The 24,528-nt window shown below is 46.2% G+C and carries 25 protein-coding genes; 10 read left to right on the forward strand and 15 right to left on the reverse strand.

Features of this window, described 5'->3' with window-relative positions; all coding sequences use genetic code 11:
- The first annotated feature begins 58 nt into the window (after window positions 1-58).
- Window positions 59-913 (forward strand): thioredoxin family protein, encoded by an 855-nt coding sequence (locus YWE_RS0116335; RefSeq protein ID WP_029095512.1) that lies wholly within the window; start codon window positions 59-61, stop codon window positions 911-913.
- Window positions 914-1,192: 279 nt separating this feature from the next.
- Here YWE_RS0116335 and YWE_RS27580 read toward each other — a convergent pair whose 3' ends face one another.
- Together YWE_RS27580 and YWE_RS0116345 are read right to left on the reverse strand one after the other, a co-directional pair.
- The gene (locus YWE_RS27580) at window positions 1,193-1,456 is read right to left on the reverse strand and encodes a hypothetical protein (RefSeq protein ID WP_036016364.1); all 264 of its coding nucleotides are present in this window, start codon (window positions 1,454-1,456) and stop codon (window positions 1,193-1,195) included.
- A gap of 238 nt (window positions 1,457-1,694) precedes the next feature.
- Window positions 1,695-2,834, reverse strand: a complete 1,140-nt coding sequence (locus YWE_RS0116345) for an MFS transporter (protein WP_084167117.1) — start codon at window positions 2,832-2,834, stop codon at window positions 1,695-1,697.
- Between the two features lie 564 nt (window positions 2,835-3,398).
- Here YWE_RS0116345 and YWE_RS0116350 point away from each other — a divergent pair.
- The 3 genes from YWE_RS0116350 to YWE_RS0116360 all read left to right on the forward strand — a co-directional run bounded on the left by YWE_RS0116350 (window position 3,399) and on the right by YWE_RS0116360 (window position 5,543).
- Entirely contained in the window at window positions 3,399-4,043 is a 645-nt protein-coding gene (locus tag YWE_RS0116350; RefSeq protein WP_029095514.1) for a hypothetical protein, read from the forward strand.
- A gap of 136 nt (window positions 4,044-4,179) precedes the next feature.
- Window positions 4,180-5,079 (forward strand): SPFH domain-containing protein, encoded by a 900-nt coding sequence (locus YWE_RS0116355; protein ID WP_036016368.1) that lies wholly within the window; start codon window positions 4,180-4,182, stop codon window positions 5,077-5,079.
- Entirely contained in the window at window positions 5,079-5,543 is a 465-nt protein-coding gene (locus tag YWE_RS0116360) for an NfeD family protein (RefSeq protein ID WP_036016365.1), read from the forward strand. Before YWE_RS0116355 ends, YWE_RS0116360 begins: the two co-directional genes overlap by 1 nt.
- A gap of 54 nt (window positions 5,544-5,597) precedes the next feature.
- On the opposite strand, the gene cueR is transcribed toward YWE_RS0116360, so the two are convergent.
- The 3 genes from cueR to YWE_RS0116375 are packed head-to-tail and all read right to left on the reverse strand — an operon-like array spanning window position 5,598 to window position 6,891.
- A complete protein-coding gene (gene cueR, locus YWE_RS0116365) occupies window positions 5,598-6,005 on the reverse strand; it encodes a Cu(I)-responsive transcriptional regulator (RefSeq protein WP_029095517.1) in 408 nt (135 codons plus the stop codon).
- Window positions 6,006-6,056: 51 nt separating this feature from the next.
- Window positions 6,057-6,482, reverse strand: coding sequence for a lysozyme inhibitor LprI family protein (locus YWE_RS0116370; protein WP_051323390.1), 426 nt, complete (start codon window positions 6,480-6,482; stop codon window positions 6,057-6,059).
- A 25-nt stretch (window positions 6,483-6,507) separates the two neighbouring features.
- Window positions 6,508-6,891, reverse strand: a complete 384-nt coding sequence (locus tag YWE_RS0116375; RefSeq protein ID WP_029095519.1) for a hypothetical protein — start codon at window positions 6,889-6,891, stop codon at window positions 6,508-6,510.
- A 200-nt stretch (window positions 6,892-7,091) separates the two neighbouring features.
- On the opposite strand from YWE_RS0116375, the gene YWE_RS0116380 reads away from it, so the two are divergent.
- Entirely contained in the window at window positions 7,092-8,081 is a 990-nt protein-coding gene (locus YWE_RS0116380) for a sulfate ABC transporter substrate-binding protein (protein ID WP_029095520.1), read from the forward strand.
- Between the two features lie 56 nt (window positions 8,082-8,137).
- Here YWE_RS0116380 and YWE_RS0116385 read toward each other — a convergent pair whose 3' ends face one another.
- From YWE_RS0116385 to cysG, 7 genes are all read right to left on the reverse strand, one after another.
- Window positions 8,138-8,647 (reverse strand): Imm15 family immunity protein, encoded by a 510-nt coding sequence (locus YWE_RS0116385; RefSeq protein WP_029095521.1) that lies wholly within the window; start codon window positions 8,645-8,647, stop codon window positions 8,138-8,140.
- A 129-nt stretch (window positions 8,648-8,776) separates the two neighbouring features.
- On the reverse strand, window positions 8,777-9,463 hold the full coding sequence (locus tag YWE_RS0116390; RefSeq protein WP_029095522.1) for a hypothetical protein: 687 nt from the start codon (window positions 9,461-9,463) through the stop codon (window positions 8,777-8,779).
- Window positions 9,460-10,233, reverse strand: coding sequence for a trans-aconitate 2-methyltransferase (gene tam, locus YWE_RS0116395; protein WP_029095523.1), 774 nt, complete (start codon window positions 10,231-10,233; stop codon window positions 9,460-9,462). The genes YWE_RS0116390 and tam overlap by 4 nt, the downstream gene beginning before the upstream one ends.
- Window positions 10,234-10,440: 207 nt before the next feature.
- A complete protein-coding gene (cysC, locus tag YWE_RS0116400) occupies window positions 10,441-11,034 on the reverse strand; it encodes an adenylyl-sulfate kinase (RefSeq protein ID WP_029095524.1) in 594 nt (197 codons plus the stop codon).
- A 12-nt stretch (window positions 11,035-11,046) separates the two neighbouring features.
- A complete protein-coding gene (gene cysN, locus YWE_RS0116405; RefSeq protein WP_029095525.1) occupies window positions 11,047-12,516 on the reverse strand; it encodes a sulfate adenylyltransferase subunit CysN in 1,470 nt (489 codons plus the stop codon).
- 11 nt (window positions 12,517-12,527) lie between these two features.
- A complete protein-coding gene (gene cysD / locus YWE_RS0116410; RefSeq protein WP_029095526.1) occupies window positions 12,528-13,436 on the reverse strand; it encodes a sulfate adenylyltransferase subunit CysD in 909 nt (302 codons plus the stop codon).
- A gap of 31 nt (window positions 13,437-13,467) precedes the next feature.
- Complete coding sequence (gene cysG, locus YWE_RS0116415; protein WP_029095527.1) at window positions 13,468-14,904, reverse strand: siroheme synthase CysG; 1,437 nt, start codon at window positions 14,902-14,904, stop codon at window positions 13,468-13,470.
- Between the two features lie 243 nt (window positions 14,905-15,147).
- On the opposite strand from cysG, the gene YWE_RS0116420 reads away from it, so the two are divergent.
- Complete coding sequence (locus YWE_RS0116420; protein WP_029095528.1) at window positions 15,148-15,735, forward strand: TetR/AcrR family transcriptional regulator; 588 nt, start codon at window positions 15,148-15,150, stop codon at window positions 15,733-15,735.
- A gap of 106 nt (window positions 15,736-15,841) precedes the next feature.
- Window positions 15,842-17,017 (forward strand): MFS transporter, encoded by a 1,176-nt coding sequence (locus YWE_RS0116425; protein ID WP_029095529.1) that lies wholly within the window; start codon window positions 15,842-15,844, stop codon window positions 17,015-17,017.
- 63 nt (window positions 17,018-17,080) lie between these two features.
- Here YWE_RS0116425 and YWE_RS0116430 read toward each other — a convergent pair whose 3' ends face one another.
- From YWE_RS0116430 to cysJ, 3 genes are read right to left on the reverse strand one after another with little or no spacing between them, the layout of a single operon-like run.
- A complete protein-coding gene (locus YWE_RS0116430; protein WP_029095530.1) occupies window positions 17,081-17,815 on the reverse strand; it encodes a phosphoadenylyl-sulfate reductase in 735 nt (244 codons plus the stop codon).
- Window positions 17,816-17,824: 9 nt separating this feature from the next.
- Window positions 17,825-19,546 (reverse strand): assimilatory sulfite reductase (NADPH) hemoprotein subunit, encoded by a 1,722-nt coding sequence (cysI, locus tag YWE_RS0116435; protein WP_029095531.1) that lies wholly within the window; start codon window positions 19,544-19,546, stop codon window positions 17,825-17,827.
- Complete coding sequence (gene cysJ / locus YWE_RS0116440) at window positions 19,546-21,357, reverse strand: NADPH-dependent assimilatory sulfite reductase flavoprotein subunit (protein WP_029095532.1); 1,812 nt, start codon at window positions 21,355-21,357, stop codon at window positions 19,546-19,548. The genes cysI and cysJ overlap by 1 nt, the downstream gene beginning before the upstream one ends.
- A gap of 368 nt (window positions 21,358-21,725) precedes the next feature.
- On the opposite strand from cysJ, the gene YWE_RS0116445 reads away from it, so the two are divergent.
- The 3 genes from YWE_RS0116445 to YWE_RS27590 form a co-directional block, all read left to right on the forward strand.
- A complete protein-coding gene (locus tag YWE_RS0116445; protein WP_029095533.1) occupies window positions 21,726-22,922 on the forward strand; it encodes a tyrosine-type recombinase/integrase in 1,197 nt (398 codons plus the stop codon).
- Window positions 22,923-23,034: 112 nt separating this feature from the next.
- Window positions 23,035-23,484: a DUF2787 family protein gene (locus YWE_RS27585; protein WP_051323391.1), complete on the forward strand. Its 450-nt coding sequence runs from the start codon at window positions 23,035-23,037 to the stop codon at window positions 23,482-23,484.
- A gap of 322 nt (window positions 23,485-23,806) precedes the next feature.
- Window positions 23,807-24,528 (forward strand): GTPase family protein (locus tag YWE_RS27590; RefSeq protein ID WP_036015640.1); only part of this gene is annotated, 722 nt, incomplete at its 3' end.

Genomic DNA, 24,528 nt, shown 5'->3' on the forward strand with positions numbered 1-24,528 from the left:
TATACTTTGATATACACAGATACAACAATAAATATACAACTGATAAAGAGAGTGCAGTATGCCAGCGAATTCTATGATTAACGTTACCGAATCGAACTTTCAGCAAGTTATGGAGCAATCCTCTCAGGTTCCGGTACTTTTTTACTTTTGGTCTGAGCGCAGCCAGCATTGCCAGCTTCTGGATCCGGTATTAGACAAACTTGTTATTGAATATGCAGGTAAATTTACCTTAGCAAAAATCGACTGTGATGCGCAGCAGATGATTGCATCGCAGTTTGGTATTCGCGCAATTCCAACCGTATATCTGTTTAAAGATGGTCAGCCGGCAGATGGATTCCAAGGCCCTCAGCCAGAAGAAGCAATACGTGAACTGTTAAACCGTTTTCTGCCTAGAGAAGAAGATTTAAAAGCGGCCGAAGGGGAAGAACTGATCCGTGAAGGCAAATATATTGATGCCCTGCCGCTGCTTAAAGATGCGTGGCATCTCAGCAATCAGCGCAGTGATATCGGCTTGCTACTGGCTGAAACACAAATAGCGCTGACTCGTAGCGAAGAGGCTGAAGTCGTTCTGGCAGCCATCCCGTTACAAGACCGAGACACTCGCTATCAAGGGTTAATTGCACAAATTGAATTACTTAAGCAAGCCGCCGATACGCCGGAAATTCAACAGCTACAGCTGCAAGTTGATGCTGAGCCTGACAACGCTGAATTGGCCGTACAATTAGCGCTTCAACTGCATACGGTTGGACGCAATGAAGAAGCCCTGACCCTGCTGTTAAAACACCTTAAAAAGAGTCTGGATGCCGCTGACGGAAGCGCTAAGAAAACCATGCTGGATATCTTAGCGGCCCTGGGTACCGGTGATGCACTGGCCGCTAAGTACCGCCGTCAGCTGTATTCATTACTGTATTAATTAATCTGAGTAAACGACCAAATATCAACGCGGCTTATTGCCTAATACTTATCAGTTAAGCATTTCTATATGATGTGACTCCACTCAATCGTCATCCCGGCGAAAGCCGGGATTCAGGTTTTAGCTAACCCGCAGGCATTTAGACTAAGGGCTGGCCCCCGTTTTCAACGGGGTGACGAGGGTAATGGTTCCGTAATAACCAGTCGAATCATTGGATTAAGTTTATTGACTGCCCTTAACTGACAGGCATTAGGCTTATTGCCGCGTTTTTATAAATGACTAACGACGCCCTGAATGGCCTTTGCCATTCCCCTTACCATGTCCGTTTCCTTTACCATGGCCACCTTTATAGCTATCTCTGCTGCCATGGCCTTTGTACCCTTTGTCATCATCACTATCACTTAACAATATCAGTGCTGCCAGAGCGCCTAATCCGACAACCACCATACCTGTAGCCGCAGCATCACCGTCACTCATACTGCCGCATCCAACCATCGACAAACACAGCAAACCAATAAGGGATTTTCTAAATGAATCAACCATGACAAATTATCCTTTTTATTATGAGCGAGATCGTTAAATCAAACTATCAATACCCTATTTCAGTCAGGGTGTTAGCTCAAGATAAGCAGGAGTAAAGTAAGTGAAAAGTAATTGTAAGCCGACACTGACAGACTCTGACATTAGAGTAGAAATGGCCGTTGCCGGACTATTTTACCGGGTTGATAAAAGACAAAAAGCGCGATAATTATCGCGCTTTTTATTCAAACCTACGTCGCTATTATTCCAATGGCTTACCCATTTTTTCCGGAATTAAGAATAAGGTTGCCAGAATATCCAACACGTACAAAGAGGCCAGCATGGCAATGGCCACTTGGAATGAATATTGAGCAACAATCATGCCGACAACCAGTGGGCCAAATCCACCAATCCCCCGACCGATATTAAACAAAACGTTCTGTGCAGTAGCCCGGGCTTCTGTCGGATAGACCTCAGAAATCAACGCCCCGTAACCGCCCATCATGCCATTGACGAACATCCCCATAATGGCTCCGCCAATCAGCAGACTATATTGGTCGGTCAATTGGGAATATGCCAGAACCATTAACGCGGCACCCACCTGATAAATCAGGAATATCGGACGACGGCCAAACCGGTCCGCTAACTGGCCGAACAGCCAAATACCAAAGCCCATACCAACAACCGTGACCGCAGTCCACATCGCCGACTTAGTTAATGAGTAATCGAATTGCTTACTGAGATAGGTTGGCATCCAAATCATAATGCCGTAGTAGCCAAAGTTCTGAACGGAGGTAAGAATGGAGATACCAATACTTGCCCGAACGGCTTGAGCATCAGCAACCAGCGCTTTAAACGGATTACTTTTTCGCTTCTCTTTTTGCTTCTGAACGAAAATTTCAGGCTCATCAATATAGTGACGAATAACAAACGAAACCAGCGCAGGAATAACGCCGATGGCAAACATTCCGCGCCAGCCAATAATCGGCAGTAACACCGGCGTGAGTAAAGCCGCCGCTAAAACCCCCGCCTGCCAGCCTAAACCCACATATGAAGACATTCTGGCCCGTTCATTAGGGCGACATGCCTCGGCGGCCAACGCCATTCCGATACCAAACTCACCACCTAACCCGATACCGGCCATAGTGCGGTAAAATAATAGATCCCAATATCCCTGTGCCAAAGCACACATCCCGGTAAATCCGGCAAATAAGACAATTGACCAAGTTAATACTTTAATTCGCCCGTAATAATCACTCAGAACGCCAAAGACTAAGCCACCGACCACCGCGCCAATTAACGTCCAAGTAACCAGAGAACCGGCCTGACTACTGGTTAAATCTAACCCCATGGCAACCGCATTCAAAATAAAGCCAAGAATCAGTAAATCAAACCCATCCATTGCATAACCTACGGTTGATGCAACCACTGCCTTATACGCATACTTTCTTCTTTTTGCCTCTTCTAAGACCAGAACTTTTTGACTATCCGTCAGATTTATTGATTCATTACTCACAGCTACCTATCTCCACATTAATTAGCTCTGATTTGTCTTATTGGCAAAAATCACCTTCTGTTGATACCACCCTGCCAGCCTTACTCTTAATCACCCGTTTTATTTAGGCTAATGTGTTACATCTATAATATTAATCACGCCGAACTGCTCTTTTCTATAGGCCCTATACCGTTTTTTAGGCGTAGAAAAACACGCACCTATTGGTATAACGACCAAAGGCGATAGAAAAAATAGAATAAAATCATTGGTTAATTAAGGATTAGGGCCAAACCTTTTGATTATAGCAGGATGATTTTTAATTTATAGCTTTTTCTCGTTTTATATCGATTTCATTCTTATTCGGTTACAAATAAACCAGAGCAAAAAAACAACACGGCCAACAAATCATAAAAAAAACAATGATACAATGCGTTGTGTTTTCCCTTTTTTATTATGAAGAACTGAGCTGAAATGAAGATTCACCATACAATATTTACACTTGCGTTAGTCAGCCTGATGCTGTCAGGTTGCCAGTGGCGGGGAGCTGAGTCCGAGCCTCAGCCAGACGCGACACAGCAAACGGCTACAGAATCAGCCGCCAATGAAACCGATCCGCCCCATAAAGCGCAAAGTGACTCTGTCGACGCAGGCCAAGCTGATGATGCAGAAGAAATCGGTGAAGATAATGATGAAGAGTACGCTGAAGACTATGTCGAGGAGTTTGCTGAACAGTTTCAGGCTAGTGCCAACCCGTTTACCGAAGAGGATGCCAGTTGGACGGCTCATGTCATAGAAGAGATAAAAAAGAAGACCGAACGATTACTGCTACCAATGCCTGATTCAGAAGAGCCGGTGATATTGCGCTATCGCGATATTGTTGTATATGGTCAGGGCAATAAACGCGTTATTTGCGGTCATTTCCGCCCTGAAAATGCCAAACTGGATAACGGAAAAGATTTTCCGTTTATGATTGATACCACCATGGCACTGAATATCAGCGCCCGCGAAAATAAAAGCGCCGTTTTCGAACGTAAATGGCAGTTGAGTTGTACACTTAAAGATGGACGTAGTGCACCACTAAACGAACAACGTACCGGGTTGCTTTGGGAAAAATAATATCTTAGCGGCATGGTGATATGTGGGGTGATATGGATTCCATTACTGTCTAAATACTCAGTTTCGCGTAGACTGGCCACACATCAACTTAAGGGATTATCTCATGCCACTAGATATGCCGTTCTCACCACAAACAATGTTAGTCGCCGTATTGGTTTTACTGGTGATATTTATTGTTTTTTCCGGTATCAAAGTCGTACCACAAGGTTTCCAATGGACGGTTGAACGCTTTGGCCGTTATACCACTACTCTGATGCCGGGCCTGAATATCATCATCCCGTTTATGGACCGTATTGGCCGTAAAATTAATGTGATGGAACAGGTGCTCGATGTCCCTTCTCAGGAAATTATCTCTAAAGATAACGCCAACGTCACTATTGATGCCGTCTGTTTTATTCAGGTCAGAGATTCAGCGCTGGCCGCCTATCAGGTAAGCAACCTTGAAGTTGCCATTCTTAACCTGATGATGACCAATATCCGTACCGTACTGGGTGCAATGGAATTGGATGAAATGCTTTCCCAGCGCGACCACATCAATACCCGTCTGTTACAGGTGGTTGATGAAGCAACTAATCCTTGGGGTGTAAAAATCACCCGTATTGAAATTCGTGATATTCGCCCGCCAACTGAACTGATTGCGGCAATGAACGCCCAAATGAAAGCTGAGCGTAATAAGCGTGCCGATATACTGGAAGCCGAAGGTATTCGTCAGGCTGCAATTCTTCGTGCCGAAGGCCAAAAACAGTCAGAAATTCTTAAGGCTGAAGGTGAAAGGCAGGCTGCATTCTTACAGGCTGAGGCTCGTGAACGTGCGGCAGAAGCAGAAGCAAGAGCAACCCAGATGGTTTCTGATGCCATCTCTGCCGGTAATATTCAGGCAATTAACTACTTTGTTGCTCAAAAATATACCGATGCGCTTCAAACTATTGGTGCCTCAGATAACAGCAAAGTCATTATGATGCCACTGGAAGCCAGTAACCTGATGGGCAGTATCGGAGGCATTGCAGAATTACTTAAAAGTGAGCCTAAAAAGTAATGGAAATCTTTGATGACCTACTTACCCAGCCATATCAATTCTGGCTAATTTTTGGCGGAGTATTACTCGCTTCCGAACTATTGGGTACCTATGGCTACTTACTCTGGAGCGGTGTGTCAGCCATTATTATCGGCGCGATTACCTGGCTTATTCCCATGAGCTGGGGCTGGCAGTGGGTCAGTTTTGCTGTCCTTACGCTGATGGTAGCTGTTCTCTGGTGGTACTGGCTGAAAAGCCGGGCACGGGATGAAACTCAGCATATTAACCAGCCGGATAGGTTATTAATTGGAAAAAGAATGACGCTGACTGAGCCAATAATTCACGGCGTTGGCCGTATTATTCTTGCCGATGGCAGTTGGCGAATTCAGTGTAGTCAGGATCTGCCGACCGGAACTGAAATCACCATTGTTGCGGTTGAAAGCATTACGCTGATTGTAGAGCCGATAAACACCTCGGCCACTTAATCGACTGGTTTAAAGAAGCCTTCTGTCACTCATCCGGCAGAAGGCTTTTTCATATCATTTTTTTGCGTGCTGACAGCAGCCGGTAAAGCTGTCCATAATCGGGCAATCTGCGCCATCATCACCGGGACAAAGTGCCACCAATGCCATCAGTCGTTCGCGCATTTGGGTGAGCTCATGAATATGACGGTCTATATCTGAAACTTTTTCCAGCGTACGGGCTTTAACATCAGAACTACGGCGATCGGAATTATGAAACAGCGCCAATAACTCTTTACACTCTTCCAGCGTAAAGCCAACCAGCCTGGCCTGGCGTAGTAAAGTCAGTTCCTCAATATTACGCGGGTTATAAGTACGATAACCGTTCAGGGAGCGGTTTGGCGGCGTAATAAGCCCCTTCTCCTCGTAAAACCGAATGGTTTTACTGGTTAAACCTGTTTTTTCTGCCACCTGACTGATATTCATATCATCACCTTATACTGTTAAACAGAGATCTGTTTAGCGCAATAGATACCATTAAACCTCAAAATAGGAAATATACCCTTTCAGTTCTTCAGTACGCTTATCAGCATGCTGAGACATACAGCTAAGATAAACCACATCCCTCACTGTTCCGCCGGAATAGGCATAATAAAGAGCATCACAGTCTTTTTTACGAAACGTTACCCACGCCCGCTGAGACTCCAGCAAATTTTGCTTTACCTTAGAATAAGGAATGCTTTCTTCATCCGGATGAGCTAGAAGAGCCATCACTTTTTTATAGGTCTGATTTAGTAATTTTTCTGATTCATCCAATATTTTTTCAGCACAGATATTCATCTCAATGGTGTTGCCGGTAGGCTTTTCGCAATCAATTTTATCATCAGCATGAGCACTCTCAGCATAGCCAGCAATGCTGATTACCCCTAATATAAGACCTGCCAATATATTTCGTTTTATCACTGAAAATTCCTTTTAATACGTTTAATTATTGACAAGGATTATCCCTGTTGTTGGCTACAATCTGTTTAGCATCATCAGTCAGAGCAATGTTAGTGCCATCCGGCAAGCAAAGAGTGGCATAACCTATTCCGCTGCCATCATACATAACGTCAGCCGCGGCTTTAGCATTCGCTTTTTCGCCTTTCAACGTGATTACATGGTGCTCACAGCCGCCTTCACACTGCGGTGAATAGATACTGATCGCCATATCCTCAACCGTCACTTTCCCTAAATACTCAGCCACTATCGGGCTTTGATTCAACGCGGCTTCAGCACTCTTTTCCATTTTATGAAAAAGCCAAAAGATCAGCCCGCCAATAATCACCAATAGAATCACTAAATACTTTAGAAAACGCTTAAATCCCTGCACTCTTTGCCCCTAACGTTAAGTTGATACGTCGCTAATACAAATCAAAAGGCCACTATGCGACTTCTTAGTCGAAAAGTAAAAATTTTGATATTACAAATAAGCATAAAAAGAATCTTTTTATTCTTTACGCTCGCAGTCCTTTTTCTGGCACGCTCTGTGTAGTAGCCAACCCATACATCACACATCATGAGGACTATTAAATGCGAAACTGGAATATAGGTATCTTACTCTTTCTGACTGCGGCCGGCGTGTCGGCAAAGGATATTCAATTATTAAACGTATCTTATGACCCGACCCGTGAATTCTATCAGCAATACAATCAGGCTTTTTCAACCTATTGGCATAATCAAACCGGTGATACCGTCAACGTTAAGCAATCTCATGGTGGCTCAGGTAAACAGGCATCTTCCGTCATTAATGGTATTTCGGCCGACGTCGTAACGCTGGCACTGGCTTATGACATTGATGCCATTGCCGAGCACGGTAAGTTGAATAAAGACTGGATTAGCCGATTACCCGATAATTCGGCACCTTATACCTCCACCATCGTTCTGTTAGTCCGCAAAGATAACCCTAAGCAAATTCATGATTGGAATGATTTAATCAAGCCGGGCATTAACGTTGTCACGCCAAACCCGAAAACCTCCGGTGGCGCCCGCTGGAACTATCTTGCCGCCTGGGGCTATGCTCTGCGCCATAATAATAACGATCAGGCCAAGGCGCAGGCTTTTGTTAAGGCTTTGTATGACAATGTACAGGTACTGGATACCGGAGCCAGAGGCTCGACCACGACCTTTGTAGAACGCGGAATTGGTGATGTGTTAATTGCTTGGGAGAATGAAGCCCTGTTGGCGATTGAACAACTGGGTAAAGATCAGTTTGAAATTGTTACGCCCAGCGTATCAATACTGGCGGAACCAACCGTAGCCGTCGTCGACAGTGTCGTAGAGAAAAATGGCACTAAAGAGGTGGCTGAAGCCTACCTGAAACATCTCTATTCTCAAGAAGGCCAGACCATCGCGGCTAAAAACTACTACCGTCCGCGCGATCCTGAAGTATTAAAACAGTTTTCTGCCAGCTTCCCGACGCTGGATCTGTTCACCGTCGATCAGGAATTTGGCGGATGGCAAAAAGCGCAGAAAACCCACTTTGCCACCGACGGAACCTTTGATCAGATCAGCAAACGCTAAACGGATACTCAATCATGCCGGCTATCCAGCGCTGGCCGGCATGATGATACTATTGGTTAGTGGATCTGGAAGTAACGCTGATGGACAATATAAATTCGTACTTCGTCATCTTTAGCACTTTTTGACGAGTAAGCCTGATACCCTTCCAGCCCGGACGCGGCCAGATAACGGTTAATCAGCACCTCCTGCGGGGTGTGATGCTGTTCCAGCGCCAAACAGGAAAGCAGCCAAGTTTTACGTCTGGAAATAAATAAGTTAGGCGTAATGCAGTTAATTTCTTCTGCCTCATCCCAACCGGTCACGCTGACGCAAATAAAATACTCATCAGCATCCTGAGCTAAGCTATCGACAGAGTTTTTATGCGCGTTGTCGGCCAGACCGATAGCCTGATTAATCAGAATGGTGTTTTTCTCATCGAAGGTAAAATCTTTAAGAAAATCGATATGGTGCCAAAGAGAAAACAGCGGAACCTCTTCAAACGTCTCATAATCGGCAAAATAGAGATCTTTCTGAAGAAGCCCCTCTTTCTTTAACAACATTTTCATTTCATCTAATAAACCGCTCATCAGTCCTCCATTTGAATCATTGGCAGGCTGAGGATTATAAACAAAAATTTGTCAGTAATCAGGGTTAATCCAATATTGTCAGCCGAAGAAAATAGAGTCACAGCGTATAATCGGCCACCATTCAGCCAATTAAGACGGCAAGTAAAGATCGGATTTAATCACCATCGGCAAAGTACATTCACCCATAAAAGTCACCCGCTCCTCAAAATCAGGAAGATCGGAGATAACGGAAAATGTCAGCATCATCAAATTATCAGCAACCCTAAACCTCACTTGACCAGCAATATCACTGGCAAAATATCCCGCTGAATATACTGTAATGTCTACGCCACTATTATTGCTTAACTCGACAATATTCAGCTCATCGCACGCGACATACTCAATATCTTGTACTGACAGCTGATAGTCATAGGGAAAGCCAGATTTCTTCACTGGTAAGTATTCCACTGAAAAACAGAGCCTATTCTCTTCCAGACAAAAGCCACCTTGCTGAATTTTATAATCCAGCACTTTATTACTATCAACAAGTTGCCCGCATGGATTATTGCGAATGGCTTTTTGTAACTCAGTAACTACGCTTCTCTTGGCCAGTTCATCACTCAACAGTTGCCTTAACTGCACAACCGATGCCGGTTGACGGTAATCAAGAGAAATAAGATGCAGATACAGTGATTCACCGGCTTCAGATTTTCGTGGCGCAGGAATATCTGAGAGCCATTTTTCAAGCTCTGCATCATGATAAAGCTGCGCTTCAAACTCAGCAAAAGGCATCCTGTTCGACAGATAGCGGTCAATAAGCGAAATAATCTGACTCATCCGCGCTGGGCCACCATAAACAGCCGAGGAAATGCCAATAGTACATTTCCGTCTTGGCGTACTGAATATGCCTGCTGAAGTTCACTGAGGTAAAGGTGTAGAAATGCTTGCTGTTCCGATTCATCGAGTGGATTGAGGAACGGGCGTAAGCCGGTTGAACGAACCCACTCAATAATCGCCTCAACCGATGGCATCACATGATAAAAAGTCGTCCGCCAAATATCGACTTTACAACCATGGCTGACCAGCAGGTCATAATACTCATCGGTAGCCAGCAGTCGGTTACTGCGAAAAGCCTGTTCGCCGATTTTATCTTCCCACTGGCCTTCCATCGCCACTTTACGCATCAGCGCGTGAGACGGTTGCTCTAAGTTATCCGGTACCTGTAGCGCCAGAGAACCTCCGTCAGCCAGCTGTCGCACTAGATGAGGTAATAATTTTTGATGGTCCGAAACCCATTGCAACGATGCATTCGCGTAAATAATGTCTTGGGGAACATCCGGCTGCCAAGTGCTGATATCAGCCTGCTGAAACTGACATAAAGGTAAACGTTGCTTGGCCTGAGCCAGCATAGCGGCAGAACTATCAACGCCGGTAATAGCGCTCTGAGGATAAGCCTGATGCAGCAGCTCGGTACTATTTCCCGGCCCGCAGCCCAGATCGCTAATATATCGGGCATGAGAGCGATCTATTCGTGCCAATAGCTCACGGGCAGGACGGGTTCTTTCTGCCTCAAACTGAAGATAAAGCTCAGGATTCCAATCTTTCATGATATTCCTTGTCTGACACTGTAGGCGGCCGGTTAGGGTCAATACCATAGAATAAAAATGGAAAACTTAATAGTGAGGTTTTTGGGGGTTTATTGAGGTAAATCGCAAATAGAAAAATAAGTCGGGGAGATAAAACAGGGCACTCTGCTTTTCACAGCAATGCCCTAAAGAGCAACAGCTAACACAAAGAAAAAACCACCTCAGTTATTACGAAATCACCGCTCTGCGCTGTAATTCATCAACCAGTTGATCAACCAATTGCCCCAGAGGTAACTCTCCGTTTAAATGAATATCCGGCTTAAGGGGCTGTTCATAGGGTAGATCGATACCGGTAAACTGTTTAATCTCACCTTTCCGGGCTCTCTTATAGAGCCCTTTGGGGTCACGCTGTTCACAAACTTCGAGCGGTGTATCAACAAACACTTCAATAAAGCTACCTTCGGGTAAACGCAGTGCCACATTCTCTCGGTCGCTGCGATGAGGAGATATAAATGCGGTAATCACGACCAGCCCTGCATCCATCATTAAACCGGCAACCTCACCGACGCGACGAATATTTTCTCGCCGGTCATCATCAGAAAACCCCAGATCCTGACAGAGTCCATGGCGAACGTTATCGCCGTCTAACAAATAGGTTCGTACGCCTTGATGGTGTAGCGCCTGCTCCAGAGCACCCGCGATCGACGACTTTCCCGAACCGGATAATCCGGTCAGCCACACCACCACCGCACAGTGCTGATTAGCGACCTCCCGGTCCGTTCGGGTAATGGCATGAGGATGCCAGACAACATTGTGTTCCATGCCCTTGCTACCTTAGCCTTTCTGAGACAAATCACTGGCATTCCAGTGTGGATAATAACGACGTACCAGTGCATTAAGCTCTTTTTCAAACTCACTGTCGGCGGCGGTTTTTTCCACCCTGTCTTGATTAGCTGAATAGGTTTCCCGCACTAAACCGGCACCGACAGTCACGTTGGTTAGACGATCGATAAAGATAAAGCTGCCGGTATCCTGATTAGTCTGATAACGGTCAAACAGTAAGGGTTCATCAAAAGCCACATCGACAACGCCAATACCGTTCAAAGGCAGTTCCGTTGATTGACGTTGTTCCAGCGAGTTGATATCCCGCTGATGCTGAATGCGCTCAATTCTGACCCGGCTTTTCTTACCGGCGACTTTAATATCATAGCTTTGTCCGGCTAATAACGGATTTTCGGCCATCCATACCACATCCAGCGAGGCACTATGCCCGGCCTGCAGACTATTATCATCCGCGGCAACTAACAGATCGCCACGGCTGATATCAATCTCATGGTTTAATACCAGAGTAATAGCCTCCCCCGGATAAGCCTGCTGTTGATCGCCGTCAAACGTGACAATACGTTTAATTTGGCTGGTTACCCCGGAAGGTAATACCTTAACCGCTTGCCCGACCTGAACTACGCCCGAAGACAGCGTTCCGGCATAACCACGGAAATCCAGATTAGGCCGATTAACATACTGAACCGGAAAGCGTAATGGCTGCTGTTCGCGCTCGGCAATAACGTTAACAGACTCCAGAATCTCCAGCAGAGTCGCGCCGGAATACCATGGCATATTTGGCGCGGTAATCGCGACGTTGTCGCCATCCAGCGCCGACAGCGGAACAAATTTAATATCCAAATCATCCGGTAACTGCTGAGCAAAACTCAAGTAATCACTGCGGATCTGTTCAAATACCGACTGACTGTAGTCCACCAGATCCATTTTATTAATCGCGACCACCAAGTGACGAATCCCCAACAGGGTGGCAATAAAACTGTGGCGACGGGTTTGAGCCAGAACGCCTTTACGGGCATCAATTAACAAAATAGCTAAATCACAGGTCGACGCTCCGGTAGCCATATTACGGGTATATTGCTCATGCCCCGGCGTGTCGGCGATAATAAACTTACGTTTCTCCGTCGAGAAATAGCGATAGGCGACATCAATAGTAATTCCCTGTTCCCGTTCCGCCTGAAGTCCGTCAACCAGTAAGGCTAAATCTAATTTCTCACCGGCCGTACCGATACGCTTACTGTCGCTGTGCAGGGTAGAAAGCTGATCCTCATAAATCTGACGGGTATCGTGCAGCAAGCGCCCGATCAGGGTACTTTTACCATCGTCAACGCTACCGCAGGTTAGAAAACGCAACAGGCTTTTATTTTGTTGAGCATGAAGATAGGCTTCAACACCCCCCTGCTCAGCGATTTGCCGGGCAATAACATCGTTAATTGCCGGCGGATGATCAATAACTGCGCCCATAATATTTCCCCTCAGAAATAGCCCTGACGTTTTTTAAGTTCCATAGAACCGGCCTGATCGCGGTCAATAACCCGCCCCTGCCGTTCACTGGTTGTTGAGACCAACATTTCTTCAATGATCTCAGGCAGAGTTTCCGCCTCAGACTCCACCGCGCCGGTCAAAGGCCAGCAGCCAAGAGTACGGAAACGAACTTTACGTTTCACAATCACCTCACCCGGTTGGAGATCGATTCGGTTGTCATCGACCATCAGCAGCATACCGTCACGCTCCAGAATCGGGCGCGGCTTAGCTAAATACAGCGGAACAATGTCTATTTTTTCTAAAAAGATGTACTGCCAGATATCCAGCTCAGTCCAGTTAGATAACGGGAAAACCCGAATGCTTTCCCCCTTATTAATCTGGCCGTTATAGTTATGCCATAGCTCCGGGCGCTGGTTTTTCGGATCCCAGCGGTGAAAGCGGTCACGAAACGAGTAGATACGCTCTTTGGCTCTGGACTTCTCTTCATCACGACGAGCTCCGCCAAAGGCCGCATCAAAACCATATTTGTTCAGAGCCTGTTTTAAGCCCTCAGTTTTCATGATGTCAGTATGCTTGGCACTGCCGTGAATAAACGGATTAATCCCCATCGCCACGCCTTCCGGATTCTGATGAACCAGCAGGTCAAAGCCATAGGCTTTTGCCGTTTTATCACGAAACTGGTACATCTCCTGAAACTTCCAGCCGGTATCTACATGCAACAATGGAAACGGCAAATTGCCTGGGAAAAATGCCTTACGCGCCAGATGCAACATCACCGATGAATCTTTACCGATAGAGTAAAGCATGGCCGGATTAGAGAATTCGGCAGCCACCTCACGGATAATGTGTATGCTTTCTGCTTCCAGTTGGCGCAGGTGAGTCAGTCGTTTTTCGTCCACGTTAATACCTCAATTCGCTGTCTGACGGCGGTTAAGCCAGATTGACTACCGACTGCCATTGTGTCGGTTGATTCTGTTGCAATGTTTGATGATGAGCCGACTCACCGAACCAGCTAAGGCGCTGATGCAGCGCAGCAACCTCACCGATAACCAATAAGGCCGGTGACGGTGCTCTCTTCGCTAAATCGTCGAGTTGTAATAGTGTGCCGGTGAGAACCTGTTGATCGGCGCGGGTACCCCGCCCGATAACCGCTATCGGCGTTGACGGCGAGCGCCCGTGCGTAATTAATTGCTGCTGGATATCTGACGCTTTAACTGCCCCCATATAAATAGCCAGCGTCTGATGTCCTTGGGCCAGCTGAGACCAGTTAAGGCCATCCGATTCCGGGCGGCAGTGGCCGGTAATAAAAGTCACGCTTTGGGAGTAATCTCTGTGGGTCAACGGAATTCCGGCATAGGCGGTAGCGCCTGCGGCGGCTGTAATTCCCGGTACAACCTGAAAAGGAATACCGGCATCGGCCAAAACTTCTAACTCTTCACCGCCCCGGCCAAATATAAACGGGTCTCCGCCTTTCAGCCGTACCACTCTCTTTCCCTCAAGGGCCAGTTTAACCAACAGCTGATTAGTCTCTTCCTGCGCCACTGAATGGGCACCGGCCCTTTTACCAACGCAAATTTGCTCTGCATCTCGACGCACCAGCGCCAGAATCTCATCGGTGACTAAAGAGTCGTGCAGCACCACATCCGCCTGCTGAATAGCCTGTAGACCGCGCAGCGTAAGTAATCCTGCATCGCCCGGCCCTGCCCCTACCAGCGTAACGTCGCCAGTCTGACCTTGATTTTGTGACAGCTGGAATTCAAGTTCAGCCTGAGCATCGTCAATACGGTTAGCCGCAACCAAAGCGGCAAAGCGTCCATTAAAAATGCGCTCCCAAAAGCGGCGACGCTCACTGAGGGTGCTTAATCGTTGTTTAACCCGATCGCGCCAGTTACCGGCGATTTCAGCGACGGTTCCCAGACTCGCAGGTAATAATGCTTCTAGCTTTTCGCGTAATAATCGGGCTAATACCGGCGCTTTACCCGCGGATGAAACCGCAACAACCAAAGGAGAACGGTCAACTATGGAAGGAAAAATAAATGAGCAGCGCGCCGGGTCGTCAACCACATTAACCAAACGACGGCGCTGGTTGGCAGCCTGAAAGACCTGAGCATTAAGCGTGCTGTTATTGGTTGCAGCAATCACCAGAAAAATATCATCAAGCTGAGTGACATCGAAAACTTTTGCCAGCCAGTGAATAGATTGCTTTTGATGCAGTTGATTAACTTCGTCCGCTAATGACTGCGCAACAACATAGACATCGGCTCCCGCACTCAGCAGCAAGCTTATTTTACGGGCAGCCACTTCCCCGCCGCCAACAACCAGCACCGGGCGATGTTTAAGATCGGCAAATATCGGTAAGTAATCCACAGCAGGCTTCGCTCAATTAACAAAGTTATAACCTGACTATAGAGAGTCCTGCCCGGTGATAGAAATGATGAAAAAGTATTTCATATAGCTGAATGGAATAGAAACTGATATTCGGATCTAAATAAAATGGATAAGCATTTAAACATCCACAATACAAAATAATTATTGACCAATCGGTACAAATCATGGTTATTATCTATCAGCAGATTCCATAACCTAAATGATGACGTTGAGAAAAAGCCAATGATAACGAGCGGAAGACCCTGTGAATTTAATCGGCAGAAGGTTATTGAAGCCGCGATGGAACTGTTCTGGTTAAAAGGTTACAAAGCCACCTCCACTCAAGAGCTTTGTGAATATACCGGATTGGGAAAAGGCAGTCTGTATAACGCCTTCGGCAATAAACAAGGGTTATATCAGCAAGCATTAGAGTACTACCATGAGCTGGCAGTCAAAACCCAGTTGGATATCCTTAATGGCCCCGGCCTTGCAAAAGAAAAGCTAAGAGCATTGCTAGAATGGGGCATTAATGCAGACCTGGACCGCAGTGAGCCTCGTACCTGTATGGCACTATTTTCCGCTCTGGAGCTTAGCCGCCAAGACCCCATAGTTGAACGGCTCAACCGCATCTATTCGGCAAAATTAGAGCAGGCTCTGTTCCACCTATTTGAGTTAGGACAGCGTTCAGGTGAAATCAAGGCAAGCTGTCCGGCGCTTGAAATGTCCCGGGCGTTTCTTGGCAGTTATTACGGTCTGCGCATTATGGGCCAAACGATTCGCGATAAGCATTTTTTACGTGATGTTCTTAACGGCACTCTCGCCGCGCTATAAGTACCGCCTTTCAGATAAAGATTCTCATTGAAATAGGGCCTGAGGGCTTTTATTTTTTAATCCATTTTGTACCGATCAGTAAAGATCGGTGTCTAAGGAATATCTCATGCCATTAGCCGTTTATATTTTAGGTCTGACCATATTTTCCGTCGCTACCTCGGAATTTATGATTGCAGGCATGATGCCCTCATTAACCGCAGCATTTAATGTCAGCATTACAAAAGTGGGCTATCTGATCTCTATCTATGCGGCCAGCATGGTTATCGGTGGCCCTATCTTAACCGCAATATTAATTAAAATGAGGATCCCGCATAAACGCGCCTTACTCAGCCTTATTGTTATTTATACGTTAGGCCAGAGCGTTGGTGCGATGTCCAATAGTTACGGTTTAATGGTTATCGCCCGTATCATTACCGGCGTTGCTGCTTCTGCCTGTATTGGCGTGGCATTAGCTATTTGCAGTAACATCGCTAAACCGGAATCACGTGGCCGGGCTGCGGCGGTAGTGGTTAGCGGGCTTATGTTTGCTACCATGCTCGGTTTGCCAATTGCCACGGTGGTCGGTCAACAGTTTGGCTGGCGAGCCAGTTTCTGGCTGGTGGTTGCCCTTACCGCGCTGTGCGGAATAATTAGTTCGGTGATGCTGCCTGCGTCATCAAAACCGGAAGAAGCTAATTTAGCGGCAGAGTTAGACGACTTCAAAAACATTCATCTATGGGCTGCTTATGCCACCAGCGGGCTGGTGCTGGGGGCAACCTTCGCTGCATTTAGCTACTTTTCGCCAATACTGACCGAAATTACCGGCATAGCATCAAACAGACTGCCCTTACTATTTTCACTGTACGGCATTGCGGCTTTACTAGGAAATATCATTGTCGGGAGACTGGCTGATAAATATATGCTGCCAATTACCACTGCCGGATTATTGGTTCTCTTGGCTGCACTGACGCTTTTCGCCCTGTTCACTCAAAATCCAATTATCTCTATTACTGCCATGATGCTCATCGGGCTAGTCGGCATTTCAATGAATCCTGTACTCATCATTCGGGTAATGAGAAATTCCCGCGCCGGACCATTGGTCAACACGGTTCATACATCGGTGATTAATATCGGTTTGGCCGTGGGGTCATGGCTGGGAGGGTTAGCAATTAGCAGTGGCTATGGATTGCGGGCTCCGCTCTGGGTAGGGGCTATGCTGGCTGTGCTTGGCATAATCAGCCTGCTGCCCTATTTTAGCTATAAGATAAATAGCCCTAAGACTTGCTACACCAAGTGTGAGTAATCGATCCGCTGATTTCAAAACCCGACGAAATATCGGGTTTTCACCTATCGGGCGACTCTGGCCCTATCCTTCATGTAGTCCGCACTCGCGCTTTAAGCCAAAGAACCGGGTCTGTTCCTCAGTCATTCCCGGCTCCCATTTACGGGTGGTATGAGTGTCGCCAACCGATAAATACCCTTGCTCCCATAGCGGATGGTAGCTTAATCCGTTATCCGTCAAGTATTGATAAACCTGCCGATTATCCCAGTCGATAATTGGCAAAAATTTAAATACGCCACGCTGAATAGCCAGAACCGGTAATGCCCCCCGGCTTCCCGATTGCTCACGGCGTAAACCGGCAAACCACGTTTGAGCCTGTAACTCAGCTAATGCACGATTCATTGGCTCAACTTTATTCAATTGGTTATAGCGTTCAATGCCTTCGACGCCCTGCTCCCACAGTTTGCCATAGCGGGCTTCCTGCCATGCGGGAGTATACAGTGAACGATAAATCTTTAGATTTAAACCGAGCTGTTCAGACAGGCGATCGATAAACTGATAGGTTTCCGGAAACAAATAGCCGGTATCGGTCAGCACCACCGGAATATCAGGACGCTGACGTGATACCAGATGTAAACAAACCGCGGCCTGAATACCAAAGCTGGAAGACAACACCTTATTCTCCGGCAGATTTTCCAACGCCCATGCAACCCGCTTAACGGCAGACAGCGACTCTAAGCGCTGATTAATATCGACGAGTCGTGCCGTCTGTTCCTCACGAGATAGCAAATTGAGCGCGGCTAAATCAATATCAGACATAGGTTCACCTTAATCGTAAAAGTCACGGGCAGAATCAATTACCGGCTTAACAATACCGGCGCGAATGGTGTAATCACCAAAGCCTTCATCAGAATGACGCTGTTCGGCCCAGCGGCCAATCAGGTTATCCAGCTCAGACAATATCTCTGCCGAAGTAATATTCTCTCGGTACATTCTCGGGATCCGCGTTCCTTCGCGATTGCCACCCAAGTGTAAGTTATAGCGATCCGGAGCCTTGCCCACCAGCCCGACCTCAGCCAACATAGCCCGACCACAGCCGTTAGGGCACCCGGTAACCCGCAGTACAATATGTTCGTCCGCAACCTTATGCTGAGCCATAATGTCTTCTACCCGCGTAACAAATTCCGGCAAAAAGCGTTCAGCCTCAGCCATTGCCAGCGGGCAGGTAGGAAAAGAGACGCAGGCCATCGAGTTCTTTCGCTGCTCAGTGACGCCGTCACTAATCAGTCCATGTTGACGTGCTAAGCCTTCAATCAGTGATTTATCTTCAGGCAAAATGCCCGCCACAATCAGATTTTGGTTAGCCGTCAGGCGGAAATCCCCTTGGTGGATTTTAGCAATTTCAGCCATACCGGTTTTTAACGTTCTGCCCGGATAATCCAGCAGCCGGCCATTCTCAATAAACAGCGTCAGGTGCCATTTATTATCAATGCCTTCCACCCAACCGATACGATCGCCGCGAGAGGTAAATTCATAAGGGACTATCGGTGCGAAAACAATCCCTGCCCGCTTCTCAACTTCTTGTTTAAATGCCTCAACCCCAACCCGCTCCAGCGTGTATTTGGTTTTTGCATTTTTACGTTCCGAGCGGTTTCCCCAGTCACGCTGAGTGCCGACAACCGCCTCAGCGATAGCCAAGGTGTGTTCTAATGGAATATAGCCAAACTCTGAGGCTTTACGCGGATAAGTCAGCTTATCGCCATGCGTCATCGCCAGACCACCGCCAACCAGTACGTTAAAACCGATAAGTTGACCATTTTCACCCACGGCAACAAAGTTGAGATCGTTGGCATGCAGGTCGACATCGTTATCCGGAGGAATCACTACCGTGGTTTTAAATTTACGCGGCAAATAGGTCGAACCTAATACTGGCTCAACGTCCGTGGTTTCCAGCTTCTCGCCATCCAGCCAAATTTCAGCATAGGCGCGAGTTTTTGGCAGCAGATGCTCTGAGATCTTTTTCGCCCACTCATAGGCCTGCTGATGGAGCTCTGACTCAACCGGATTGGAAGTACAGAGTACGTTACGGTTAACGTCACCGGCAGTGGCAATAGAGTCCAAATTCAGCCGGTTAAGTAACTGATGCATCGGTTTAATATCGTTTTTCAGCACGCCATGGAACTGAAAGGTTTGGCGAGTAGTCAGGCGAATACTGCCATATAACGTGTCTTCCGCCGCAAATTTATCGATGCCTAACCACTGTTGTGGAGTAATGATTCCTCCCGGTAGGCGGCAACGAAGCATGACATTAATTAAAGGTTCGAGTTTCTGCTCGGTGCGTTCAGCGCGCAGATCGCGGTCATCTTGCTGGTACATGCCGTGAAAGCGAATTAGCTGAAAGTTATCTCCGCGAAAACCACCGGTTAACCCGTCTTTTAGGTCTTCAGCAATAGTACCGCGCAGAAAGTTACTTTCGCCCTTAAGCCGCTCATTGTCCGACAGCTTTGACTGTACCTGATGTGTAGAATTTAACTCAGTATTATTGCTCATTAATAAACATCCCGCTGATAGCGCTTCTCGAGGCGCAATTCGCTTAAAAACTCGTCGGCCTGCTCCAGGTCCATTGCCCCATGGATTGACACAACGTCCAATAACGCTTGCTCTACGTCTTTCGCCATACGGTTGGCATCACCACAAACATACAAATGAGCGCCATCCTGAATCCATTGCCACAGTTCACTGCCGTTTTCACGCAGTTTGTCCTGAACATAGACTTTCTGCTCCTGATCCCGTGACCAGGCCAAATCAACGCGGTTAAGCAGCCCACTTTTGACATAGCGCTGCCACTCAACCTGATAGAGAAAATCAGAGGTAAAATGAGGGTTGCCAAACACCAGCCAGTTTTTACCGCCTGCGTCAGTGGCTTCCCGGTGCTGTAAGAATGCTCTGAACGGCGCAATACCGGTTCCCGGACCAATCATTACCACCGGTTTTTCAGGATCGTCCGGCAGGCGGAAGTTATCGTTATGTTCAACAAATACGGCAATCTCGCCCTCTTCTTCCAGACGGTCGGCTAAAAAGCCTGAAGCACCGCCGGTACGAGGTTGACCGTCAATGTCATAACGCACTACCCCAACGGTAAGATGAGCTTCACTCCCTACTTCCTCCTGAGAGGAGGCTATCGAATAGAGGCGTGGCGTTATCGGGCGTAACAGGCTGACGAGCGTTTGAGCGTCTAACCGGCAAGGAGCATGGCGAACCATGTCCACTACGGGCGTATTCTGGGCATAAGCCTGTAATCGGGACTTATCTTGCAGTAATTCAGCTAAGCGGGCGTTACCCGAATGGACGGCATAAGCTTCCACAATACCGGTGGTATTTTGCGTCAGCTCATAGTGATAGCGCAGAGCATCACGCAGCGGTTCAATTTTGCCCTGAACTTCAATCTGTTCGTCACCGGTCAAGCCCAGCTCGGACAACAGTCGTTCAATCAGCTGTGGATCGTTCTGGAACCAGACACCAAGAGAGTCTCCCGGCTGATAGCTTAACCCCGAATCCCCCAAATCGATTTCGATATGACGAATATCTTTATCTGAGCTGCGGGAGGTAATTTTTTGATTAACCGACAGCGAAGCAATTAACGGTTGTTCTTTATTGTACTGACTGTGATGTACTGCCGAGTTAACTGATGACGACAACGTAGCCGCAGGAGCAGAAGCCTCAACCACTGACTTCAGTTTTTCAACGACCTGTTTGCGCCATTGCTCTGCCAGTGGTTGATAATCGACGTCCGCATCAGCCCGGTCAATTAAACGAGCGGCACCTAACTCAGCCAGTCGGGTGTCAAAATCTTTCCCGGTCTGACAAAAGTTTTCATAAGAAGTATCCCCCAGACCAAAAACGGCAAACTGAGTTTGGGTTAACCGCGGCGCTTTTTTAGAGAAGAGGTATTTGTATAGCGCGATAGCCTCTTCAGGCGCATCACCTTCTCCCTGAGTAGAGACGACGACAATCAGCTGTTTTTCTTGAGCGATTTGCTTAAATTTATAATCACCGGCATTTACCAACGACACCGGCAAGCCGGCATGGGCCAGATCGTCTCGTAGCTGAGTGGCTAACCGTCGTGCATTACCGGTCTGAGAGGCCGACAAGATCGTTATCGGTCGAACAGTCGTAGCAGCCGATGAAGCCTGAGCAGGCAACGCAGATATTTCATCTGTGTGCTGGCTGGTCAATCCCCATAAATAACCTGATACCCAGGCTACCTGAACCGGCGTCAGGCTCGAGGTTATGGTTTTTAACTGTTCCAACTGCGCCTGTGATAACGGTAAAACAGGGGTAGGTATAGCCTTATCAGACATCATTATGCGGATCCCTTAGAATTAATACGCCTAAGAGTATCCCGCTGGTTTAATTAGATTAAAGAATGGAAAGACATATTTAATAATTAAAAAGCATATGGGGAAATAATCGCGGGTAATTTTCATATAAAAACCAACTGATAAAATTATTATCCTTTTAAGTAAAACATCCCCTTGACCTTACAGTTGCTGGAAGTTCCAACAGGTCAACGCACATCAACGCACTTCCACAAATTTAAAACAATTACCTGATATTATTGTAAAAAAAATTAAAAACATTCAACTCCCACCTACCAACTTCAATGCACATCAACTATCATTAGGGGGCCCTTATGAGGCCCCCTAATGATAAGTAAAGGAATGCTATTATGCCCTTAACAGCCAAACAGATTGAAGCTGCTAAACCTCAAGAAAAAGAATACAAGCTTACTGATGCTCAGGGGCTATATCTTTTAGTAAAACCATCAGGCGCAAAATATTGGCGTTATAAATATCGTTTTGCAGGAAAAGAAAAAAAACTAGCTATCGGTGTATACCCTAATATATCTCTTGCACAAGCACGCTTACAACGTGATGGGGCCCGTAAACTACTATCCGAGAATACAGACCCATCACAGGTAAAACAGAACCAAAAACAGGCCCACCGAACCATTCATATTAATACATTCAAAGCAATTACTGACGAATGGCTTATATTCAAAGAGCGGCAATGGAGCGCAGAATACAAAAAGAGTACAGAAAATCGTTTTAAAATGTATGTATATCCTTTCATTGGCAAACGCCCCATCACAGATATTACTCCAATGAATGTATTAGAATGCTTAAGGAAAGTAGAGATGACAGGAAAACTCGAAACTCTTCGTAAAACAAGACACGCCTGCCTCCAAGTATTCGCATATGCAATAATAACAGGAAGGGCAAAATCAAACCCCGCAGATTATCTAAGCAATGCTCTTGCATCTCCAGAGAGTGAAAACCATCTTAGCCTGACTATTGATCAACTACCGAAATTTTTGCGAGACTTGCGTTACTTAAAGGTAAATCCTCTAATGCAATTAGCTGTAAAACTATTACTACTTACAGGATTGCGTTCTCAAGAAATTCGTTACGGTACATGGGACGAAATTGACTTAGATAAAGCGGTATGGGTAATCCCTTCGGAGAGAATGAAAATGCGGCGTCCACACATTGTTCCTCTTTGTAAACAAACCATAGAATTAATTGAAATTATTAAAATTTTTACCAAAAAAATGGAGTCACCTTACATTCTGCCAGGCCATTTTGACACCCAAAAACCCCGAGCCCGACGCGCTATTAACTATTGTCTACTACAATTAGGCTGGTTGAACAAAATTACAGCCCACGGCTTCAGGCACACGATGAGTACCATATTACATGAGCAAGGTTATAACACCGCATGGATTGAAACCCAGCTTGCTCATGTGGATAAGAACTCTATCCGTGGAACGTATAACCACGCTCAGTATCTGGATGGCCGGCGTGAGATGTTGCAGTGGTATGCCGACTATATCGATAAACTCGAAAAGGAAGGCGTAGTCTGTTGAAGAAAAGGTATTTGGCGTTCTAAGGCAGTCAGTAAAATAAAGAAAATAGAGGGGAGGCTTTTTAGCCTCCCCTCTATTTGTTCATATTAAACTATGCGAATGAGACGTATTTATGAAAATAAAATCTACTCGACTAAAACGAAAAGCATCGCACTTAACCATCACCTGTGACTTACCGATTTTTAAACCCTTCATTACCCTGCTGGCTAACGTCATCGAACGTCACCCAAAAGTCTTCAGCATCACACTCAATTACAGTAATGCGGACTACACGGCAGAAACGGGCGGTTACCGCCCTGTGGAAATTAGACTAGAAAGGAAACAGGATAATCGATGGTATATCTGTTACGTAACCGAGTTTACCTATACANCCACACCATTTGGTCAAGAATCAACNTATGCNATNGATTTTGACTTNAGTCGGGGCTNGGGGTATCAGCTTGGTATGCGACAGGAGCCTATTGCTGCCTACGGCCCCCTGTATAGCCTTTGGCAACGTAACTTCTGCCGTTACCATTCCCATGACNTTTATCAGTGTAAGACCCGCATTGAGGAGGCATAACNTACGTACAACCATTCTTTATTATGTCAGTACGCTCTTCANNCCTTCTCTTCTTATATCGTTTAGNTACACCTCATTCTGGCGCTAACACTCCGTCGGTATAGTTCATTTATGTAAATATCGACAAAACCAACAAAGATAAATAATCAATACCGAGGAATATTAAGCATATTCTCCCGGTTAAATAACGTTTAGCTGTTTTTAACCGCATTGATCGGCGGCGGCAACCAATATCACATTTTTTCATTGTTACAAACGATCAATCACCAACCGGTGAATTGATAGACTAAATCCCTTTAAAAACCAGCCAAAGGAAAGCGTTATGGATGATAAATCCGGTATTGAAATTGTTCGGTCGTACTTAGATGTTTTACCTAAATCACTCAGTGACAAAATCATTGATAAATTAAAACACACGATTAACTACGAACCTGTTATTGGTGTCATGGGGAAAACAGGGGCTGGAAAATCAAGTTTATGTAATGCAATCTTTCGCAGCAATATCTGTGAAGTCAGCGATATAGGAGCCTGTACCCGTGAAGTCAAAAGAATGAAGCTGACCTTTGGCAAACGGTCTCTTATTTTAATCGATATTCCGGGCGTCGGTGAAAGCAAGGAACGTGATGAAGAGTATAAGACGTTATATCGCTCACTATTACCCGAGTTAGATATTGTACTTTGGGTATTAAAAGGGGATGACCGTGCTTTCGCATCCGATGAATATTTTTATCACCATGTCATAAAAACCAGTCAGGAGGGAGATGAGAAAATTGTTTTTGTCTTAAATCAGATAGACAAAATTGAACCCTACCGAGAATGGGATACAGCAAATAACCGTCCTTCTCCATTACAGCGCCAACATATCAAAGAAAAACAAGCCTACGTTGAAAAATGCTTCCACTATCCAAGAAATCAAATTGTAGCCGTATCCGCAAACGATAAATACAACATTGATCTGTTGGTTGAGGAAATCATTCGATGTCTCCCAAAGCACGCAAAAAGCAACGTTATCGCCCAAGTCGATCCCAAAAACAGAACCGACCG

Origin of the sequence: Budvicia aquatica DSM 5075 = ATCC 35567 (assembly GCF_000427805.1) — a bacterium.
GTDB lineage: Bacteria > Pseudomonadota > Gammaproteobacteria > Enterobacterales > Enterobacteriaceae > Budvicia > Budvicia aquatica.

Excerpts from the sequence above, each read along its gene's own strand:
- YWE_RS0116335 (WP_029095512.1), top strand. The coding sequence starts at position 59 with ATGCCAGCGAATTCTATGATTAACGTTACCGAATCGAACTTTCAGCAA.
- YWE_RS27580 (WP_036016364.1), bottom strand. The coding sequence starts at position 1,456 with ATGGTTGATTCATTTAGAAAATCCCTTATTGGTTTGCTGTGTTTGTCG.
- YWE_RS0116345 (WP_084167117.1), bottom strand. The coding sequence starts at position 2,834 with ATGGATGGGTTTGATTTACTGATTCTTGGCTTTATTTTGAATGCGGTT.
- YWE_RS0116350 (WP_029095514.1), top strand. The coding sequence starts at position 3,399 with ATGAAGATTCACCATACAATATTTACACTTGCGTTAGTCAGCCTGATG.
- YWE_RS0116355 (WP_036016368.1), top strand. The coding sequence starts at position 4,180 with ATGTTAGTCGCCGTATTGGTTTTACTGGTGATATTTATTGTTTTTTCC.
- YWE_RS0116360 (WP_036016365.1), top strand. The coding sequence starts at position 5,079 with ATGGAAATCTTTGATGACCTACTTACCCAGCCATATCAATTCTGGCTA.
- cueR (WP_029095517.1), bottom strand. The coding sequence starts at position 6,005 with ATGAATATCAGTCAGGTGGCAGAAAAAACAGGTTTAACCAGTAAAACC.
- YWE_RS0116380 (WP_029095520.1), top strand. The coding sequence starts at position 7,092 with ATGCGAAACTGGAATATAGGTATCTTACTCTTTCTGACTGCGGCCGGC.
- YWE_RS0116385 (WP_029095521.1), bottom strand. The coding sequence starts at position 8,647 with ATGAGCGGTTTATTAGATGAAATGAAAATGTTGTTAAAGAAAGAGGGG.
- YWE_RS0116390 (WP_029095522.1), bottom strand. The coding sequence starts at position 9,463 with ATGAGTCAGATTATTTCGCTTATTGACCGCTATCTGTCGAACAGGATG.
- tam (WP_029095523.1), bottom strand. The coding sequence starts at position 10,233 with ATGAAAGATTGGAATCCTGAGCTTTATCTTCAGTTTGAGGCAGAAAGA.
- cysC (WP_029095524.1), bottom strand. The coding sequence starts at position 11,034 with ATGGAACACAATGTTGTCTGGCATCCTCATGCCATTACCCGAACGGAC.
- cysN (WP_029095525.1), bottom strand. The coding sequence starts at position 12,516 with ATGGGCGCAGTTATTGATCATCCGCCGGCAATTAACGATGTTATTGCC.
- YWE_RS0116420 (WP_029095528.1), top strand. The coding sequence starts at position 15,148 with ATGATAACGAGCGGAAGACCCTGTGAATTTAATCGGCAGAAGGTTATT.
- YWE_RS0116425 (WP_029095529.1), top strand. The coding sequence starts at position 15,842 with ATGCCATTAGCCGTTTATATTTTAGGTCTGACCATATTTTCCGTCGCT.
- YWE_RS0116430 (WP_029095530.1), bottom strand. The coding sequence starts at position 17,815 with ATGTCTGATATTGATTTAGCCGCGCTCAATTTGCTATCTCGTGAGGAA.
- cysI (WP_029095531.1), bottom strand. The coding sequence starts at position 19,546 with ATGAGCAATAATACTGAGTTAAATTCTACACATCAGGTACAGTCAAAG.
- cysJ (WP_029095532.1), bottom strand. The coding sequence starts at position 21,357 with ATGTCTGATAAGGCTATACCTACCCCTGTTTTACCGTTATCACAGGCG.
- YWE_RS0116445 (WP_029095533.1), top strand. The coding sequence starts at position 21,726 with ATGCCCTTAACAGCCAAACAGATTGAAGCTGCTAAACCTCAAGAAAAA.